General features: G+C 69.7%; 15 protein-coding genes. 10 read left to right on the top strand and 5 right to left on the bottom strand.

Annotated elements, in window-relative coordinates; translation table 11 throughout:
* The first annotated feature begins 42 nt into the window (after positions 1-42).
* The gene (locus NGJ44_RS11255) at positions 43-969 is read left to right on the top strand and encodes a LysR family transcriptional regulator (RefSeq protein ID WP_251863950.1); all 927 of its coding nucleotides are present in this window, start codon (positions 43-45) and stop codon (positions 967-969) included.
* 76 nt (positions 970-1,045) lie between these two features.
* On the opposite strand, the gene NGJ44_RS23120 is transcribed toward NGJ44_RS11255, so the two are convergent.
* From NGJ44_RS23120 to NGJ44_RS11265, 3 genes are all read right to left on the bottom strand, one after another.
* Complete coding sequence (locus NGJ44_RS23120) at positions 1,046-1,174, bottom strand: hypothetical protein (protein WP_255352297.1); 129 nt, start codon at positions 1,172-1,174, stop codon at positions 1,046-1,048.
* A 188-nt stretch (positions 1,175-1,362) separates the two neighbouring features.
* Positions 1,363-2,301 carry a sugar kinase gene (locus NGJ44_RS11260; RefSeq protein ID WP_251863951.1) on the bottom strand — a complete coding sequence of 313 codons (939 nt, stop codon included), beginning with the start codon at positions 2,299-2,301 and terminating at the stop codon, positions 1,363-1,365.
* The gene (locus NGJ44_RS11265) at positions 2,294-2,944 is read right to left on the bottom strand and encodes a bifunctional 4-hydroxy-2-oxoglutarate aldolase/2-dehydro-3-deoxy-phosphogluconate aldolase (protein ID WP_251863952.1); all 651 of its coding nucleotides are present in this window, start codon (positions 2,942-2,944) and stop codon (positions 2,294-2,296) included. The genes NGJ44_RS11260 and NGJ44_RS11265 overlap by 8 nt, the downstream gene beginning before the upstream one ends.
* Before the next feature lie 329 nt (positions 2,945-3,273).
* On the opposite strand from NGJ44_RS11265, the gene uvrA reads away from it, so the two are divergent.
* The 3 genes from uvrA to NGJ44_RS11280 are packed head-to-tail and all read left to right on the top strand — an operon-like array spanning position 3,274 to position 10,875.
* The gene (uvrA, locus tag NGJ44_RS11270; protein ID WP_251863953.1) at positions 3,274-9,030 is read left to right on the top strand and encodes an excinuclease ABC subunit UvrA; all 5,757 of its coding nucleotides are present in this window, start codon (positions 3,274-3,276) and stop codon (positions 9,028-9,030) included.
* A 5-nt stretch (positions 9,031-9,035) separates the two neighbouring features.
* Positions 9,036-10,211, top strand: coding sequence for an aminodeoxychorismate synthase component I (locus NGJ44_RS11275; protein ID WP_251863954.1), 1,176 nt, complete (start codon positions 9,036-9,038; stop codon positions 10,209-10,211).
* Between the two features lie 31 nt (positions 10,212-10,242).
* Positions 10,243-10,875, top strand: coding sequence for an aminotransferase class IV family protein (locus NGJ44_RS11280; RefSeq protein ID WP_053246386.1), 633 nt, complete (start codon positions 10,243-10,245; stop codon positions 10,873-10,875).
* A 24-nt stretch (positions 10,876-10,899) separates the two neighbouring features.
* Here NGJ44_RS11280 and NGJ44_RS11285 read toward each other — a convergent pair whose 3' ends face one another.
* Complete coding sequence (locus NGJ44_RS11285) at positions 10,900-11,754, bottom strand: tRNA threonylcarbamoyladenosine dehydratase (RefSeq protein WP_251863955.1); 855 nt, start codon at positions 11,752-11,754, stop codon at positions 10,900-10,902.
* A gap of 322 nt (positions 11,755-12,076) precedes the next feature.
* Between NGJ44_RS11285 and NGJ44_RS11290 the strand changes: the two genes are divergently transcribed.
* From NGJ44_RS11290 to purU, 6 genes are all read left to right on the top strand, one after another.
* Positions 12,077-13,225, top strand: a complete 1,149-nt coding sequence (locus NGJ44_RS11290; RefSeq protein ID WP_502802125.1) for an MFS transporter — start codon at positions 12,077-12,079, stop codon at positions 13,223-13,225.
* Entirely contained in the window at positions 13,222-13,881 is a 660-nt protein-coding gene (locus tag NGJ44_RS11295) for a gamma-glutamylcyclotransferase (RefSeq protein ID WP_251863956.1), read from the top strand. Before NGJ44_RS11290 ends, NGJ44_RS11295 begins: the two co-directional genes overlap by 4 nt.
* A gap of 97 nt (positions 13,882-13,978) precedes the next feature.
* The gene (pdxH, locus tag NGJ44_RS11300; protein WP_251863957.1) at positions 13,979-14,608 is read left to right on the top strand and encodes a pyridoxamine 5'-phosphate oxidase; all 630 of its coding nucleotides are present in this window, start codon (positions 13,979-13,981) and stop codon (positions 14,606-14,608) included.
* Positions 14,609-14,674: 66 nt separating this feature from the next.
* Entirely contained in the window at positions 14,675-15,199 is a 525-nt protein-coding gene (locus tag NGJ44_RS11305; protein ID WP_053246258.1) for a flavin reductase family protein, read from the top strand.
* Complete coding sequence (lhgO, locus tag NGJ44_RS11310; RefSeq protein ID WP_251863958.1) at positions 15,196-16,305, top strand: L-2-hydroxyglutarate dehydrogenase LghO; 1,110 nt, start codon at positions 15,196-15,198, stop codon at positions 16,303-16,305. Before NGJ44_RS11305 ends, lhgO begins: the two co-directional genes overlap by 4 nt.
* A gap of 32 nt (positions 16,306-16,337) precedes the next feature.
* Positions 16,338-17,192, top strand: coding sequence for a formyltetrahydrofolate deformylase (purU, locus tag NGJ44_RS11315; RefSeq protein ID WP_053246256.1), 855 nt, complete (start codon positions 16,338-16,340; stop codon positions 17,190-17,192).
* Here purU and NGJ44_RS11320 read toward each other — a convergent pair.
* Complete coding sequence (locus NGJ44_RS11320; protein ID WP_251863959.1) at positions 17,189-18,109, bottom strand: LysR substrate-binding domain-containing protein; 921 nt, start codon at positions 18,107-18,109, stop codon at positions 17,189-17,191. The genes purU and NGJ44_RS11320 overlap by 4 nt on opposite strands.
* Positions 18,110-18,199: the final 90 nt, after the last annotated feature.

Here is an 18,199-nt window from a genome sequence, read left to right on the forward strand (position 1 = left end):
GCCCAAGTGGCGTAAACTCGTGCGGCCCCAACCGAGATGCCTATGGAAGCCTCGACCGTCCAGCTCAATGACATCGCCTTGTTCGTAGAGGTTGCCAAGCGCAAGAGCTTCAGCCGGGCCGCGCGCGCGCTGAACATGCCCACTTCCACCTTGTCGCGCCGCATCAGCGAACTGGAGCGCGCCATCGGGCTGCGCCTCATCAACCGCAATACGCGGCGCCTGGATCTCACCGAGGCCGGCGCGGCCTACATGGAACGCTGCCAGGGCCTGATCGACGAGGCCCGGCTCGCACACGAGCAGCTGCTGGCGCTGTCGGGCGGGCCGTCGGGCACGCTGCGGGTGTCCATGCCCTACAGCCTCGCGATGTGGCTGCTGCCCGAAACCCTCAACGACTTCACCGAACGCTATCCCGAGGTGGCGTGCGAGTTCGACCTCAGCATGCTGACCGCTTCCGACGCGCAGGGCACGCCCTTCGACGTAGTGCTGCGGTTCGGCCGCGATGACGACTTCAACCCGTCACCCGGCGCGGTGGTGCAGAAGCTGGTCACGCTGGAAAACTACCTGTATGCGTCCGACCGCTACCTGGCGCGCCATGGCGAGCCGCAGCAGCCTTCGGATCTCAGCCGGCACGAATGCCTGCGCACCACCATCGACGAGGAACACTCGTACTGGACCCTGAAAAAGGGCGCCGTCACGGAGCGGGTGCCCGTCAGCGGGCACCTGGCCGCCAACAACATGAGCATCGCGGGCACGCTGGCCGGCATGGACCAGGCCATCACGCGCATGCCGCACTGCCAGGCGCTGGACCCCATCATCCAGCGCAACTCGCTGCGCCGCGTGCTGCCTGGCTGGTCGGTGGACCCCATTTCCATCTACGTGATCTACCCGTCGCGCATCCAGCCCGCCAAGACGCGGGCCTTCATGGATTTCATCGGCCCCATGCTGGGCCCGGCCAGCGGCCAGGGCTGAAAGCACATGAAAAGGCAGGGTAAAAAAAACCGCGGAAGGCGCAAGCCCCGCGGTTTTCTTCGGATCGGCGCGAGAATCAGACGCGCTTGATCTTTTCCAGCATCTTGAACACGCCCTTGGGCGCCGTCACGAAAAGGCGCTTGAAGGACTTGCTCAGGCAACGGCGTTCCAGGGTGTTGCGACGCACGCGTTTGCGTTCAGCCATGTGATTCTCCTATTGAATCCGGTATTGAATGTGTTGACGGGCTCCCCACGACCGCAACCGTGATCGCATCGGGAAGTCCGGCAGTTTCCTGGCCGAGTTTCCGTGCCGACCCGTCGTTGACCGCATGGCGGAAAATTTGGATAACTTGGCATTGTAGCCAGAAATCAGCCCGCAACGCCAATCGGGCCCTACCCGCCATCCGTCCCCGCCGCCAGCAGGCGCGCCACGTCCGCCGGACCGGGCAAGGGATCCACCGCGCCGTAGCCCAGCGTGGACAAGGCGGCCGCGGCATTGGCGTAGCGCACGGCGGCCGGCCAGGCGTCGCCCCGGCAGCGCCGGGCCAGCAGATTGCCGGCGAAGCAGTCGCCCGCCCCGGTGGCGTCCACCGCTTCCACCCTGAACGCGGAAACGGCGGCGCGCGCGCCGCCTTCGTCGAGCAGCGCGCCATGGCGGCCCAGCTTCAGCACCACCACGCCCGGGGCGCCGGCCTCGCGGATCCAGTCCAGCGTGCGTTCGGGGTCTTCGTGGCCGGTCAGGTGGCGCATGTCGTCCATGCTGGGCAGGAAAACGTCGGCGCGGGTCAGCGCCTCGCGCAGAATGGCGCGCGCCCGGTCCAGCGGCCACAGGCGCAGGCGGAGATTGGAATCCAGGCTGACGGCCGTGCCTGCCGCCCGGGCGCGCGCCATGGCGGCGAACACCGTGTCGCAGGCGCTGGTGCTGATGGCCAGGCTGATGCCCGAGACGTGCAGGTAGCGGGCGCGTTCGACCAGGCCGCTTTCCAGCAGCGCGGGGGTCATGAGGCTGGCGGCCGAACCGCGCCGCAGGTAGCTGAAGGCATGGCCTTCGGGCCCATGCTGCACGAAGTAGACGCCGGTATGCGCGTCCGCGTCGACCTGCACGCCGGCGGTGTCCACGCCTTCGGACCGCCAGAGTTCGCGGAACTGCGCCCCGAAGGCGTCGTCGCCCACCCGGGTCAGGTAGGCGCAGCGGGCGCCCTGGCGCGCCGCCGCGATGACGGTGTTGGAGGTGTCGCCGCCGAAGCCCTGGAGATAACGCCCCGGCTCCTGCCGCGCCTGGTTGAGTTCGACGAGCGGCTCGCCGAGTCCGATGATGTCGAAGTCAGGCATGGGCGGCCTCGCGGATGCGGACGATCTGCGCCACCAGCGCGGCCGTGTCGCGCGCGGCGAAGGCGGCCTTGTCGTACAGGTTGCCGCCGATGCCCACCAGGCCCGCGCCGGCGGCGAAATACCCCGCCATGTTGGCGGCCGTGACCCCGCCCGTGGGGCAGAACACCGTGTCCGGATACACCGACCGCAGCGCGGCCAGGTGCGAGGGGCCGGCGGACTCGGCCGGGAATAGCTTCACCACATCGGCGCCCGCCCGGCGCGCGGCCAGCACCTCGGTGGGCGTGAACGCGCCCAGCATGCAGAGCGCGTCGACCGCGTGCGCCATTTCCACGAGTTCGCCGGCCACGGCCGGCGACACCACGAAGTCGGCGCCGGCCACCAGCGCCTCGCGGGCCTGCGCCTCGTCGAGCACCGTGCCCACGCCCAGCAGCAATTGCGGACCGTGCTTGTCGCGCAAAGCGCGCAGCAGATCCGTCACGCCGGGGATGGTCCAGGTGAGTTCCAGCGCCGGGCAGCCCGCCGTCACGGCGACTTCGGCGGCATAGGCCGCGGCGGCGGCGTCGGTATAGCGCAGCACCGGCACCACCCGCGCCGCCAGCAGGGCGGACATCCGGGAGGCCAGGGGGGAAGGGGCAGCAGTCATGGAAATCCTCGCAAGCGTTCCGGCGGCGGCCGGTTCACACCAGATTGTCCACCGCGTGACGCCGTGCCGCCATGTCCGCCTGCGGGGTTTCGGACCAGGATGTGTCTCCGTTTATTTGAAGCGCGGGATTCCGCATTGACGCCAGGGAATTGACCCGCTTTTCGGACGAATCTGCGATACTGTTTATTTGTACAGCTTACTCAATGGAAATTGTCCACAATACGGACAGTTGCCCACGATATAGGCGATTATTCCACAAGGCCGCTCTACGCCGCCAGGGGCCCGCCCTGGCGCGGGGCATGTCCCATCCTCAGGCTACGATACCGTCCATGAGCTCCGAAATCCGCATCGTTGGCGCCCGCCAGAACAATCTCAAGAACCTGGACCTTACCCTCGCCACCGGTGAACTCGTGGTGGTAACCGGCGTGTCGGGATCCGGCAAGAGTTCGCTGGCCTTCGACACCCTGTACGCCGAAGGCCAGCGCCGCTACGTGGAAACCTTCTCGCCCTATGCGCGCCAGTTCCTGGACCGCATGGACAAGCCCCAGGTCGACCGCATCGAAGGCATCCTGCCGGCCATCGCCATCGACCAGACCAATCCGGTGCGCAGTTCGCGCAGCACGGTCGGCACCATGACCGAGCTGAACGACCACCTCAAGCTGCTGTTTGCGCGCGGCGCCCGGCTCTATTGCCGGGGCTGCGGCCGGCTGGTGCGCCGCGACACGCCGGATTCCATTTTCCACGCGCTGGCCGGGCGCGCCGCCGCCGTGGGCGATCCGCGCCTGGTCATCACCTTCCCCATCGCGGTGCCCGCCAACTTCACCGAAGACGAAGTGCGCGGCTTCCTGGAGCAGCAGGGCTACACGCGCGTGCATGCCGAGGAAACCGCCGCGCCCGGCCCCGCCGCCGGCAAGCCGGGCAAGAAGAGCAAGGCCAGGGGCGCGTCGGGCGGCGGCGAGGAGCGCCGCATCCTGCACGTGGTGCAGGACCGCTTCCGTTTCGCCGGCGCCGAGCGCGAACGCGTCATGGAGGCGCTGGACACCGCGCTGCGCATGGGCGCGGGCCACCTGGCCGTGCGCGTCATGGGCGAGGACGGCGGCGACGCTCAGGTCTGGCGTTTCAGCGACCGGCTGCACTGCGCCGATTGCGACATCGAATACACCGACCCGCTGCCCAGCAGCTTCTCCTTCAACTCGCCGCTGGGCGCCTGTGAATCGTGCCGCGGCTTCGGCCGCGTGATCGGCATCGACTTCGGCCTGGTAATCCCGGACGAGAACAAGACCCTGCTCGAGGGCGCCATCAAGCCCTGGCAGACGCCCTCTTACAAGGAATGCCAGGACGAGCTGCAGAAGTACGCGCCGCGCGCCGGCATTCCGCTCGGCGTGCCCTGGAAGCACCTCACCGACGAGCAGAAGCGCTGGGTGCTGTACGGCACGCCCGACTGGAAGGGCGGAAGCGACGCCTGGAAACACCAGTGGTACGGCGTGCAGCGCTTCTTCGACTGGCTCGAAACCAAGGCGTACAAGATGCACGTGCGGGTGCTGCTGTCCAAATACCGCAGCTACACGCCCTGCCCCGCCTGCAACGGCGCCCGCCTCAAGCCCGACGCCCTGCTCTGGCGGCTGGGCGACAAGGCGGAAGCCGACGCCGTGCTGCCGCCGGACGACGGGCGCTACAAGCGCTTCATGCCGGTGCACGCCGCATGGAGCCGCGAACAGCTCGACAACCTGGACGGCCTGTCCATCCACGACGTCATGCTGCTGCCCATCGAACGGGTGCGCGCCTTCTTCGACCGGCTGCGCTTCACCGGCGCGCTGGACGCGGCCACCGATCTCCTCATGACCGAGGTGCGCGCGCGGCTGAAGTTCCTCTGCGACGTGGGCCTGGGCTATCTCACGCTGGACCGCCAGAGCCGCACGCTGTCCGGCGGCGAGGTGCAGCGCATCAACCTGACCACGGCGCTGGGCACCTCGCTGGTGAACACCCTTTTCGTGCTCGACGAGCCTTCCATCGGCCTGCACCCGCGCGACATGCACCGCGTGGTGGAAGTCATGCACCGGCTGCGCAACGCCGGCAACACGCTGGTGGTGGTGGAACACGATCCGCAGGTCATGGTGGCGGCCGACCGCATCATCGACATCGGCCCGGGCCCCGGCGAGCGCGGCGGCCGCATTGTCTTCGACGGCACGCCCGCGCAACTGCGCAACGCCGCCACGCTCACCGGCGACTACCTGGGCGGGCGGCAGCGCGTGGAGGCGCCGCGTCCCATGCCCGTGGCCGGCAATACCCCGCGCCTGGTGCTGGAAGGCGTGAGCGCCCACAACCTCAAGAACGTTTCCATCGAACTGCCCCTGGGCCGGCTGGTCTGCGTGACCGGCGTGTCCGGTTCCGGCAAGTCCACGCTGGTGCAGGACGTGCTGTATCCCGCCCTGCTCAAGCAGAAGGGCAAGCCGTCCGAAGCGCCCGGGCCGTTCGAGCGCCTGCTGGGCGCCGAGCAGATCGCCGACGTGGTCATGGTGGACCAGACGCCCATCGGCAAGACCACGCGGTCCAACCCGGCCAGCTACGTGGGCGCCTTCGACGCCATCCGCAAACTGTTCGCCCAGGCGCCGCTGGCGCGCGAGCGCGGCTACACGGCGGGCACGTTCAGCTTCAACGGCGGCGACGGCCGCTGCCCCACCTGCGGCGGCACCGGCTTCGAGCACGTGGAAATGCAGTTTCTTTCCGACGTGTACCTGCGCTGCCCCGATTGCGACGGCAAGCGCTTCCGGCCCGAGGTGCTGGAGGTGCGCGTGGAGCACCTGGGCAAGAGCGCCTCCATCGACGAAGTGCTCGAAATGACGGTGAGCGAGGCGCTGGACTTCTTCAAGGGTCTGCGCGACGTGCAGACCGGGCTCGCGCCGCTGGCGGACGTGGGGCTGGAATACGTGCGGCTGGGCCAGCCCGTGCCCACGCTTTCGGGCGGCGAGGCGCAGCGGCTCAAGCTCGCCGGCCACCTGGCCGAGGCCGCGCGCAGCGGCATCTCCACGGCCAAGGTCGCCAAGAAGGGCAGCCTGTTCCTGTTCGACGAACCCACCACGGGCCTGCACTTCGACGACGTGGCGCGGCTCATGCGCGCCTTCCGCAAGCTGCTGGCCGCCGGCCATACGCTGCTCGTCATCGAGCACAACCTGGACGTGATCCGCGCGGCCGACTGGCTGATCGACCTGGGGCCCGAGGGCGGCGACGCGGGCGGCGAGGTCGTGGGCGTGGGCACCCCGCGCGACCTGATGGACAACCCGGCCTCGCACACGGGCGCGGCGCTGCGCGACTATGAAGTCAGCATCCTGCCCGCCGGCATCGTCGCGAGCACCGACGCCGACGCCCAGGAAGCCGAGCAGGCCGGCCTGGCCGCGGTCATCGAGGAGCCGCGCGCGGACTACGCGGCGCAGGCCGGCACGCCGCTGCAATCGCTCATGCGGCGCCGCCGCCAGGACGCGCGGGCCATCGAGATCCGCAATGCGCGCGAACACAACCTGAAGAACATCAGCGTGGAAATCCCGCGCGACAAGTTCACGGTGATTACCGGCGTGTCGGGCTCGGGCAAGTCCACGCTGGCCTTCGACATCCTGTTCAACGAAGGCCAGCGGCGCTACCTGGAGTCGCTCAACGCCTATGCGCGCGCCATTGTGCAGCCGGCCGGCAAGCCGGACGTGGACGCCATCTTCGGCATCCCGCCGACGGTGGCGATCGAGCAGCGCACCAGCCGAGGCGGCCGCAAGTCCACCGTGGCCACAATGACGGAAATCCACCATTTCCTGCGCTTGCTGTATGTGAAGCTGGGCACGCAGTACTGCCCCGACTGCAACGTGCCGGTGGAGCCGCAGAACGCCGACCAGATCGTGGCGCGGCTGATGCGCGAGCGCAAGGGCGAGCACATCGGCCTGCTGGCCCCGCTGGTCACCGCCCGCAAAGGCTATTACACCGACCTGGCCAAGTGGGCGGCCGGCAAGGGCCACACGCACCTGCGGGTGGACGGCCGGTTCATTCCCGTCTCGCCCTGGCCCCGCCTGGACCGCTACAAAGAACACACCATCGAGCTGCCGGTGGCCGACGTGGTGATCGAGCCCGCCAACGAGGCCGCGCTGCGCGACGCCGTCCGGCGGGCGCTGGAAAACGGCCAGGGCGTGATGTCGGCGGTGTGGCCCGTGGACAAGCTGCACGAGGCGCTGGACAGCGACCTGCAGCAGCAGCATTTCTCGGTCAAGCGCGCCTGCCCCTGCTGCGGCGCGAGCTTCCCCGAGCCGGATCCGCGCCTGTTCTCGTACAACTCCAAGCACGGCTGGTGCCCCTCGTGCTTCGGCACCGGCCTGCAGCTGCAAGGCTTCGACGAAGAACAGACGGGCGAGGAAACCGCCTGGAACGCCTGGTACGAGGGCGAGGCGCGCACCTGCCCCGACTGCAACGGCCAGCGCCTGAACCGCGTGGCCCGCGCCGTGCGCTGGCGCGACCGCTCCATCGCCGAACTGGCGGCGCTGCCGGTTTCCGACGCGCATACCTTCTTCACCGGCCTGGTGGCGCGCGGTCGCGAGGGCGAGATCGCGCGCGACATCCTGGCCGAGATCCGCGGCCGCCTCAATTTCATGCAGGAAGTGGGGCTGGACTACCTGGCGCTGGACCGCGCCGCGCCCACGCTGTCGGGCGGCGAAGCGCAGCGCATCCGGCTGGCCGCGCAGCTGGGCTCCAATCTGCAAGGGGTGTGCTACGTGCTGGACGAGCCCACCATCGGTCTGCATCCGCGCGACAACCGCATCCTGCTCGACGCGCTGGCGCGCCTGGAAGGCAACGGCAATACCCTGGTGGTGGTGGAGCACGACGACGACACCATCCGCCGCGCTTCGCACATCATCGACATCGGCCCCGGCGCGGGCATCCGCGGCGGCCGCGTGGTGGCGCAGGGCAGCGCCGAAGATCTGATCGCCACGCCCGAATCCGTCACCGGCCGCTACCTGGCGCATCCGCTGCGCCACCCGCTGCAGGGCCGGCGCCCCGTGGCGCCCGACACGCCCATGATCCGCATCGAGGGCGCCCGCCTGCACAACCTGCGCCAGGTGGACGCCCGCATTCCGGTGGGCCGCCTCAGCGTGGTGACGGGCGTGTCCGGCTCGGGCAAGTCCACGCTGGCGCGCGAAGTGCTGCTCGACAACCTGCTGCAGGCCGTCTCGCAGGGCAAGGCGCCGGCCTGGGCGGGCTGCGAGCGCATCACCGGCTGGGAAGCCATCGACCGCGTGCTCGAAGTGGACCAGACGCCCATCGGCAAGACCCCGCGCTCCTGCCCCGCCACCTACGTCGGCTTCTGGGACGACGTGCGCAAGCAGTTCGCCGACACCCGCGAGGCCCGCATGCGCGGCTGGACGGCGGCCCGCTTCTCGTTCAATACCGGCGACGGGCGCTGCCCCATTTGCGAAGGGCAGGGCATGCGCACCATCGAGATGAACTTCCTGCCCGACGTGAAGGTGCCCTGCGACGCCTGCAGCGGCGCGCGCTTCAACAGCGATACGCTGTCGGTGCAGATGCGCGGCAAGAACGCGGGCGAAGTGCTGGCCCTGGAAGTGGACGACGCGCTGGCGTATTTCGCGGCCCATCCCAAGATCCATCGCCCCCTGCAATTGATGCAGGACGTGGGCCTGGGCTATCTCACGCTGGGCCAGCCTTCGCCCACGCTGTCCGGCGGCGAGGCGCAGCGCATCAAACTCGTGACCGAGCTGTCCAAGGCGCGGCTGACCGACGGCCTGCTCAAGACCGGCCGGGCCTCGCGCGTGCCGCACACCCTTTACGTGCTCGACGAGCCCACGGTGGGCCTGTCCATGGCCGACGTGGAAAAACTCATCCACGTGCTGCACCGTTTGGTCGAGGCGGGCAACACCGTGGTGGTCATCGAACACAACCTGGACGTGATCGCCGAAGCCGACTGGTTGCTGGACCTGGGCCCGGAAGGCGGCACGGGCGGCGGCCGGCTCGTGGCCGAGGGCTCGCCGGAACACGTCATGAGCCTGCGCGAGCGCTCGCACACCGGGCGCGTGCTGGCGGAGTTCCTGAAACAGTAGCCGCCATGGAATGCCGTTTTGAAGACCGCCTGGCCGGGCGGGCCCGCCGCCTGGCCGGCCTGTGCGCCGCCATCGAGGCGCGCTCGGCCGCCGAAGTCGGGCCGGCGCTGGAGGCCATCGACGCGCAGCGCCGCCGCGGACGCTGGATCGCCCTGCTCCTGGACTACGAACTGGGCGAATGGCTGCTGCCCGAAACCGTCCGCCCCGCCCCGGACGGCCCCTGGACGCCGCCCCGCGACGACGGCCGGGCGCGGCTGCGGGCATACGCCTTCGAGCGCGCGGAAAGCGTCGCGCCGTGGGCGCCCCAGCCGGGCGACGAAGCCGCCGCGGCGCAGCCGCCGCGCCCGCGCATGGACGAGGCCGGCTATGCCGCGCGCATCGACACCGTGCGCCGGCTGATCGAGGCAGGCGAGCTGTACCAGCTCAACTACACCCAGCCGCTGGACGTGCGCGCCGACGGATCGCCCGCGGCGCTGTACCGCCGCATCGCCAGCCGCCATCCGGTGGCCCACGCCGCCTATATCGAAGACGGCGCGCGCGCCATTCTGTCGTTCTCGCCCGAACTGTTCGTGGCGCGCCAGGGCAGCCGGCTCGTCACCCGTCCCATGAAAGGCACCGCGCCGCGCCATGCCGATCCGGCCGAAGACGAGCGGCTGGGCCGCGAGCTGCTGGCCAGCTCCAAGAACCGCGCCGAGAACCTGATGATCGTGGACCTGCTGCGCAATGACCTGGGCCGGCTGGCCGAGCCGGGATCGGTGCGGGTGGACGCGCTGTTCACGCTGGAGCGCTACCCCACGGTCTGGACCATGACCTCCACCGTGTCGGCAGAGGCCCCGCGCGCCACCCTGGAACAGGTGCTGCGCGCACTGTTTCCCTGCGGCTCGATCACCGGCGCGCCCAAGGTGGCCGCCATGCGCCGCATCCGCCAGCTCGAAATCGCGCCGCGCGGCCTGTACTGCGGCAGCATCGGCTGGCTCGCGCCGGACGGCGACTTCTCGCTCAACGTGGCCATCCGCACCCTGGTGCTGGAAGCGGGCGGGCACGGCGTCTACGGCGTGGGCGGCGGCATCGTGCTGGATTCGGACCCGGCGCAGGAGTGGCAGGAATGCCGCTGGAAGGCGCGCATCCTCTCGCGGGATCCCGGCACCCCCGGCCCTGCCGCGGCAAACGGGGTAGCATAGACCGGCATACGCCTGGAAACGCGGAACCGCCATGCAGCCCGAACTGATCGAAACCATCCTGGTCGACGCCGATCTCGGCATTCCCCTGCTCGCCCGCCACCTGGCCCGGCTGGAGCGCTCGTGCAAGGCGCTGGACTACGACTGGGGCGGGCCCGAGGTCGGGCAGGACATCATGGTGGCGGCGCTGTCGCTCACCACGCCCGGCCCGCACCGCCTGCGCCTGCTGGTGGCGCGCGACGGCTCGCGGCACATCCAGACGGCCCCGCTGCCGCCCCTGCCGCCCGGGCAGGAAGTCATGCTCGCGCCCGAGGCCCTGGATTCGGCCGAACCCCTGCTGCGGTACAAGACCACCTACCGCCCCTGGTACACCAAGACCATCGAATGGCTGCCCGCCCATCCGCGGGTTTTCGACCTGCTCTACCTGAACGAACGCGGCGAGCTCTGCGAAGGCAGCCGCAGCAACGTCTATCTGCTGCTGGGAGGCGACTGGTACACGCCGCCCGTGGCCAGCGGCTGCCTGCCTGGCGTGCAGCGCGAGGAACTGCTGGAACGGGGCCAGGCCACCGAGCGCGTGCTGACCCTCGACGACCTGCGCGAAGCCAGCGAGATCCGGCTGTCCAATGCGCTGCGCGGCTGGTTTCCCGTCACCCTGCGCGACGACTGAAGCGCGGGCGCGGCACGCCCGGCCTCACCCCACGGCCAGACGCACGGCCTCGTTCGCGGCGGCCATGCCCATGGCGGCCGTCACCATCACCACCGATCCGTAGCCGGCGCAGGACAGCCCCTGCGGCGCGACCGGCCGGTCCGCCGCGCCGAGGTCGTCCTCGCCCTCGAACGGCCGGGTCCAGGCGTCGGGCAGGATGGCGGGCTGGTCGAACCACAGCGCGCGGATGCCCATGCGCGGCACGCGCTTGAGCGCCTTGCCATGCCGGTCGGAGGCCCGCGGATAGCCATGCTCGCGCCGCAGCTTGTTGCGCAGCTTGGCCAGCAGCGCGTCGTTGGCGGCGGCCGACAGGTCGCCGGCCCGCAGGGCGAGCGGATCGGTCTTGCCGCCGGCGCCCCCGCAAAGCAGCAGGGGCGCGCCCAGCGCGCGCGCGCGCAGCACCATGGCGATCTTGGCGGCCGCCTGGTCGGTGCAGTCCACGATGGCGGTGTAGGGGCCCGGCAGGACCTCGGCGACGTTGCCGGGCGACACGAAGTCGTCCACGCGGGTCAGCCGGCAGGCCGGATTGATGGCCAGGATGCGCTCGGCCATGGCGTCCACCTTGGACTGGCCCAGGGTGCCGCTGAGCGCGTGGATCTGGCGGTTGACGTTGGATTCGGCGATGTGGTCCAGGTCGATCAGCGTCAGCGCGCCCACGCCGCAGCGCGCCAGCGCCTCGGCCGTCCAGGAGCCCACGCCGCCCAGCCCGGCCACCGCCACATGGGCCGCCTGGAGGCGGCGCGGCGCGTCGGGGCCGTACAGGCGGGCCAGCGCCCCGAAGCGGCGGTCGATGTCGGCCTGCGGCAGTATGCAGGCGGCGGAAGCGGGCGGCGGAGTCATGGCGCGTATTTTAGGGCAGCCGGCCGCGCCAGCCGCCCGTTGCAAGAAAGACACAGGCGCTTGCGGAGCCACGCCACCGCGCCCCGCAACTCTTCTATATGACTTGCCGCGAACGTGCCGGCAACGCCTTTCATCCCTGCGTCACTTTGCCGCAGTACGCGCCTATCTCGCCGCGGCCGATTCCGCCGCGCCGCGCCGCCGTGTGCCGCGGGCCGCCTCGACATTGCGCGACGTTCGGCCCAGAATGACCACAGAAGCCGTGTCCGACTCTCATTCATCTCCCTCTTCCTCATCGGCCGCCCCGGAATTTTCCGGGGCGGCAATGCTCTGTGCGCTCGCCATGATGAACCACGTGGCGCTCACCGGGGGACGCATCACCGTGTCGCTCACGGCCCTGCAGATGGGGCTGTCCACGTTCAAGGTGGGCACGCTGGTGGCCGTGTTCGCCGTGTTGCCCATGCTGTTCTCGGTAAAGGCCGGGCGCTGGGTGGACCGGGTGGGCGTGGTGCGCCCGCTCGCCATCGGGACGGGATTGGTCGTCTTCGGCACGCTGCTGCCCTTCATCCTGCAGACCCAGGCCGCGTTGCTGGTGGCCTCCTGCTGCATCGGCATCGGCTTCATGCTGCACCAGGTAGCCACGCAGGATCTGCTGGGTCACGCCGAGCCGCAGCGGCGGCTGCGCAATTTTTCCTTCATGTCGCTGGCGCTGGCGGCTTCGGGTTTTTCGGGACCGCTCATCGCGGGGCTGGCCATCGACCACCTGGGCTCGCGGCTGGCTTTCGGCCTGCTCGCGCTCAGTCCGCTGCTGTCCATCGGCGGGCTGTACCTGCTGCGCGGCCCGCTGCGGGCCGTGAACGCCCACCTGGCGGGCGCCCGCGCCGCCGAGCGGCGCCGGGTCACCGAACTGCTGGCCCTGCCGCCGCTGCGCCGCATCCTGATGGTCAACACCATACTTTCCGGCGCCTGGGACACGCACCTCTTCGTGGTGCCGATCTACGGCGTGGCCATCGGCCTGTCGGCCACCACCATCGGGGTGATACTGGCCTCCTTCGCGGCGGCAACTTTCGTCATCCGGCTGGCATTGCCCTTCATCCAGCGGCGCGTGCGGTCCTGGACGCTGGTGCGCGTGGCCATGGGCACGGCGGCGGTGGATTTCCTGGCTTATCCGCTTTTCAGCGAAGTTGCCGTCCTGATCGCGCTGTCTTTCGTGCTCGGGCTGGCGCTGGGGTGTTCGCAGCCGGGCATGCTCTCGCTGCTGCACCAGCATTCGCCGCCCGGCCGGGCCGCCGAAGCCGTGGGCCTGCGCATGGCGCTCATCAACGGCTCCCAGGTGTCCCTGCCATTGACCTTCGGCGCGCTGGGTGCGGTAATTGGCGTTGCCCCCTTGTTCTGGGCCTATTCGCTCGCCCTGATGGCGGGCGGCTGGGTCAACCGCAATCCCCCGACCGAAACCAAGCCTAAATCGTCGTGAACACGCAGTCCCCTCCGCCCTCCGGCGCCTCGGGCGCCAGCCTGCCCTTCCGCCTCTGGACCCCCGAAGAACGACAAGCCTCGCTGGAAGACGCGCTGCGGCACTGGCAGGAAGGCGAGGACGTCTGGGTATATGGGTACGGATCGCTGATCTGGCGTCCCGATTTCGACTTCGAGGAGCGCCGGCTGGCCACGCTGCGCGGGCATCACCGGGCGCTCTGCCTGTGGTCGCGCGTGAACCGCGGCACCCCGGAATGCCCGGGCCTGGTGTTCGGGCTGGACCGGGGCGGCTCCTGCCGCGGCGTGGTCTACCGCCTGGCGGGCGCGCAGGTGCCGGCGTATTTTCCCGCGCTCTGGGAGCGCGAGATGTCCACGGGCGCCTACCTGCCGCGCTGGATCAACTGCGCCACCGACCACGGCCTGGTGCGGGCGCTGGTGTTCGTCATGAACCGCCAGAACCCCGCCTACATCCGCGCGCTGCCCGAGGCCGAACTGCTGGCCATCGTCCGGCGGGCCAGCGGCCGGTACGGCCCCTGCACCGACTACGTGGTGCAGACGGCGCAGGCGCTGCGCGCGGCGGGCATCCACGATGCCCGCCTGGACGCCATCGCGCGCCGGCTGGAGGCCGACGGCCACGAACTGCCCGAAAACCCCTGAGCGGCCGGGCGCCCGCGCCGAAGCTGCGTGGGGTCAATGCGAGGCCCCCGCCGCCAGCGGTATAAACTCTGTGTCATCAACGCACAGAGCCTCAACCATGTCCGTATCCGATCTGCGCCAAAGCTACGAAAAATACGTGCTCCTCGAGAGCGAGGCGGCCGCCTCGCCGATGGCGCAGTTTGCGCGCTGGTTCGACGAAGCCCTCGCCGCCAAGGTGCCCGAGCCCAACGCCATGACCCTGGCCACGGTGGACGCCAGCGGCCAGCCCACCGCCCGCATCGTGCTGGTCAAGGGCTACGACGAGCGCGGCTTCACCTTCTTCACCAATTACGAATCGCGCAAGGGGCTGGACCTGCTGGCCGAGCCGCGCGCCTGCCTGCTGTTTTTCTGGCAGCCCCTGGAGCGCCAGGTGCGCATCGAGGGCAGGGTCGAGAAAGTGCCCGCCGAGGAATCGGACGCCTATTTCGCCAGCCGCCCGCTCGGCTCCCGCATCGGCGCCTGGGCCTCGCGCCAGAGCCAGCCCATTACCCGCGAAGAACTCGAAGCCCGCGAGCGGGAATTCCGCGAGCAGTTCGGCGACAACCCGCCGCGCCCCCCGCATTGGGGCGGCTACCGCCTCACGCCGAGCACCATGGAGTTCTGGCAAGGCCGCCCCTCCCGCCTGCACGACCGCCTGCGCTACACCGCCGACGGCCAGGGCTGGAAGATCGAACGCCTGTCGCCCTGAGCCGGACGCCCGCGGCGGGCGTCCCCCACCCCGGGCGCCCGCCGCGCCCGCCGGAATCCATATTGCATGCCAGCCTCGACCCCCGATTTTGACTCCGCCTTTTTCCGCACCGCCCTGGGGCGCTACGCCACCGGCGTCACTGTCGTGACCACGGCCGACCTCGAAGGCCGGCCCATCGGCCTGACCGTCAGCTCGTTCAACTCGGTATCGCTGAATCCGCCGCTCATCCTGTGGAGCCTGTCGCGCGGCTCCTCGTCGCTGGCGGCCTTCCAGCAGTGCGAGCGCTACGTGGTGAACGTGCTGAGCGCCGAGCAGATCGCCCTGGCGCGCCGCTTCGCCACCGGCAAGACGCCCGAACGCTATGCCGGCCTTCCCGTACACTATGCGCCCGGCGGCACCCCCATGCTCGACCCCCACTGCGCCGCCTGGTTCGAATGCCACAACCGCAGCCGGTACGAAGAGGGGGACCACCTCATCATGGTCGGGGAAGTCGAGCGTTGCGGGCACAGCGGCGAACCCCCCCTGGTGTTCCACGCGGGCGGCTTCGACCTGACGCCGGCCGGCACGCGGGCCGAAAGGAAATCATCATGAACGCGGACATCGATTGCGTCGTCATCGGCGCGGGCGTGGTCGGACTGGCCATTGCGCGCGCGCTCGCCCTGTCGGGCCGCGAGGTGCTGGTCGCCGAGGCCGCCGAGGCCATCGGCACCGGCACCAGCTCGCGCAACTCCGAAGTCATCCACGCCGGCATCTACTACCCCGCCGGCAGCCTGAAGGCGCGCCTGTGCGTGCGCGGCAAGCACCTGCTGTACGCCTATTGCGCCGAGCGCGGCGTGCCCTGCAAACGGCTGGGCAAGCTCATCGTCGCCACCAGCCCCGAACAAGCGGCGCAGCTCGAAGGCATTGCCCAGCGCGCCCGCGCCAACGGCGTGGACGACCTGCGCCTGATCTCGGGCGAAGAGGCCATGGCCATGGAGCCGGCGCTCTTCTGCACCGCGGCGCTGGTTTCGCCGTCCACCGGCATCGTGGACAGCCACGCCCTCATGCTGGCCTACCAGGGCGACGCCGAGAATGGCGGCGCGCAATGCGTGTTCCACACGCCGCTCGAGTCGGCGCGGGTGCTGCCGGAGGGCGGATTCCAGCTCCAATTCGGCGGCGCGGACGCCATGACGCTGAGCTGCAACGTGCTCATCAATTCGGCGGGCCTGCATGCGCCGTCGCTGGCGCGCCGCATCGAGGGCCTGCCGGCCGGAACCATTCCGCGCGAGTACCTGTGCAAGGGCAGCTACTTCACGCTGTCCGGGCGCGCGCCGTTCTCGCGCCTGATCTACCCGGTGCCGCAGCATGCCGGGCTGGGCGTGCACCTCACGCTCGACCTGGGCGGCCAGGCCAAGTTCGGCCCCGACACCGAATGGATCGAAACCGAGGACTACACGCTGGACCCGTCGCGCGCCGACGTGTTCTACGACGCCGTGCGCAGCTACTGGCCGGCGCTGCCCGACCACGCGCTGGCGCCCGGTTATACCGGCATCCGTCCCAAAATTTCCGGCCCGGACGAACCGGCCGCCGATTTCGTCATTTCGGGCCCGGCCGACCACGGCGTGCCCGGCCTGGCCAACCTCTACGGCATCGAATCGCCGGGGCTCACCTCCAGCCTGGCGCTGGCCGAAGAAACCGTGGCCCGCCTCGCGGCCTGACCTTTTTCCTGTCCCATCTCTTTCCGAACCTCATGCAGCACAACGACTACATCCTGACCCTGTCCTGCCCCGACCGCACGGGCATCGTCTACCGCGTCAGCGGCCTGTTGTTCGAATTGGGGTGCAACATCCTGGATTCGCAGCAGTTCGGCGACGAAGAAACGGGCCGTTTCTTCCTGCGCGTGCACTTCGACCTGCCTGTCACCGTGGCGCCCAGCGACCTGAGCGCGCGGCTGAACACCCTGGCCGCCGAATACGGCATGACGCTGCAACTGCACGACGCGCGCCGCAAGGCGCGCCTGCTCATCATGGTGAGCAGGCAGGGGCACTGCCTGAACGACCTGCTGTTCCGCGTGCACAGCGGCCAACTGCGCGCCGAAGTGGCCGCCATCGTCTCCAACCACAACGACTACGCCAGCCTGGCGGCGTCCTACAACATTCCCTTCCACCACCTGCCCGTCACGCCCGACACCAAGGCCGAGCAGGAGCGCCAGGTGCTGGACCTGGTGGAAAAGCAGGGCATCGACCTGGTGGTGCTGGCGCGCTACATGCAGATCCTGTCGCCGGAGATGTGCCGCGCCCTGACCGGCCGCGCCATCAATATCCACCACAGCTTCCTGCCCAGCTTCAAAGGCGCGCGCCCGTATCACCAGGCGCACGCGCGCGGCGTGAAGATCATCGGCGCCACGGCCCACTACGTCACGTCCGACCTCGACGAGGGCCCCATCATCGAACAGGACATCGAGCGCGTGGATCACCACATGACGGTGCAGGACCTGACCCAGGTCGGCAGCGACGTGGAATCCCTGGTGCTGGCGCGCGCCGTGCGCAGCCACATCGAGCACCGCATCCTGCTCAACCGCAACAAGACTGTGGTGTTCCGCTAGGCCCGGTCCCCGCCGGGCGGCGCGCCGCCCTCCAGGCCGAAATGCCGGGCGACCAGCGCCATGGCCTTTTCCTGCAGCGGCGAAGCGCCCGCGCCGGGCCAGATGACCTGGCTCACGGAACGCGCGGTGTGTTCGAAGTCGATGAAACTCGTGCCGGCCAGCCCGCTGCGCGACAGGCAGGCCGGCACGATGGACACGCCCAGGCCCTGCGACACCAGCGAGGCCACGCTCAGCCAGTGGCGCACCTCATGGCGCACTTCGGGCATGAAACCGGCTCCCACGCAAAGCGACAGCACGGTTTCGTAATAGCTGGGCGACGCCGCGCGGGCGAAGAAAATGAAGTCCTCGTGCGCCAGTTCGGCCAGCCGCAGGCGGCGCCGGCCCGCCAGCGGATGGCTGGCCGGCAGGCAGACCTTGAAAGGCTCGGCAATCAGGTCGCGCGCCATCACCCCCTCCGGCACCGGATTGGCGTGGATGAATCCCAGGTCCTGCTCGCCCCGGCGCACGGCCTGGATCTGGTCGTGCGAGTTCAGCTCCGCGAGCACGTGCTCCACGTCCGGCAGCTCGGCGCGCATGTCGGCCAGCAGCGCGGGCAGGCCGCGGTACAGCATGGAGCCCACGAACCCGATGCGCAGGCGTCCCCGCAGCCCGGCGTCCACCCGCTGCACCAGCGTGCGCACCTCATCCGCCTGGCGCAGCAGGGTCAGCGCCTCGCGATACAGCACCTGGCCGGCGTCGGTCAGCTCCACGTGGCGGCTGGTGCGCGCCAGCAGCCGCACCCCCATGTTTTCCTCGAGCTGGCGGATGGCGTAGCTGAGCGGCGGCTGCGAAATGTGCAGGCGTTCGGCGGCGCGGCTGAAATGGCGCTCTTCCGCCACCGCGACGAAGTAGCGCAGCAGCCGGGGGTCCAGGTCCATGGCGGACTCCATTCATACTTTTTATGTATTGTTCTACACAAAAACGGTATTTGCATAGATCAATACACCCGAGCAACATCAAGGCATCTT

This window comes from Achromobacter sp. Marseille-Q4962, from assembly GCF_943737005.1.
Lineage (GTDB): Bacteria > Pseudomonadota > Gammaproteobacteria > Burkholderiales > Burkholderiaceae_B > Achromobacter.

Excerpts from the sequence above, each read along its gene's own strand:
- NGJ44_RS11255 (WP_251863950.1), top strand. The coding sequence starts at position 43 with ATGGAAGCCTCGACCGTCCAGCTCAATGACATCGCCTTGTTCGTAGAG.
- NGJ44_RS23120 (WP_255352297.1), bottom strand. The coding sequence starts at position 1,174 with ATGGCTGAACGCAAACGCGTGCGTCGCAACACCCTGGAACGCCGTTGC.
- NGJ44_RS11260 (WP_251863951.1), bottom strand. The coding sequence starts at position 2,301 with ATGCCTGACTTCGACATCATCGGACTCGGCGAGCCGCTCGTCGAACTC.
- NGJ44_RS11265 (WP_251863952.1), bottom strand. The coding sequence starts at position 2,944 with ATGACTGCTGCCCCTTCCCCCCTGGCCTCCCGGATGTCCGCCCTGCTG.
- uvrA (WP_251863953.1), top strand. The coding sequence starts at position 3,274 with ATGAGCTCCGAAATCCGCATCGTTGGCGCCCGCCAGAACAATCTCAAG.
- NGJ44_RS11275 (WP_251863954.1), top strand. The coding sequence starts at position 9,036 with ATGGAATGCCGTTTTGAAGACCGCCTGGCCGGGCGGGCCCGCCGCCTG.
- NGJ44_RS11280 (WP_053246386.1), top strand. The coding sequence starts at position 10,243 with ATGCAGCCCGAACTGATCGAAACCATCCTGGTCGACGCCGATCTCGGC.
- NGJ44_RS11285 (WP_251863955.1), bottom strand. The coding sequence starts at position 11,754 with ATGACTCCGCCGCCCGCTTCCGCCGCCTGCATACTGCCGCAGGCCGAC.
- NGJ44_RS11290 (WP_502802125.1), top strand. The coding sequence starts at position 12,077 with ATGCTCTGTGCGCTCGCCATGATGAACCACGTGGCGCTCACCGGGGGA.
- pdxH (WP_251863957.1), top strand. The coding sequence starts at position 13,979 with ATGTCCGTATCCGATCTGCGCCAAAGCTACGAAAAATACGTGCTCCTC.
- NGJ44_RS11305 (WP_053246258.1), top strand. The coding sequence starts at position 14,675 with ATGCCAGCCTCGACCCCCGATTTTGACTCCGCCTTTTTCCGCACCGCC.
- lhgO (WP_251863958.1), top strand. The coding sequence starts at position 15,196 with ATGAACGCGGACATCGATTGCGTCGTCATCGGCGCGGGCGTGGTCGGA.
- purU (WP_053246256.1), top strand. The coding sequence starts at position 16,338 with ATGCAGCACAACGACTACATCCTGACCCTGTCCTGCCCCGACCGCACG.
- NGJ44_RS11320 (WP_251863959.1), bottom strand. The coding sequence starts at position 18,109 with ATGGACCTGGACCCCCGGCTGCTGCGCTACTTCGTCGCGGTGGCGGAA.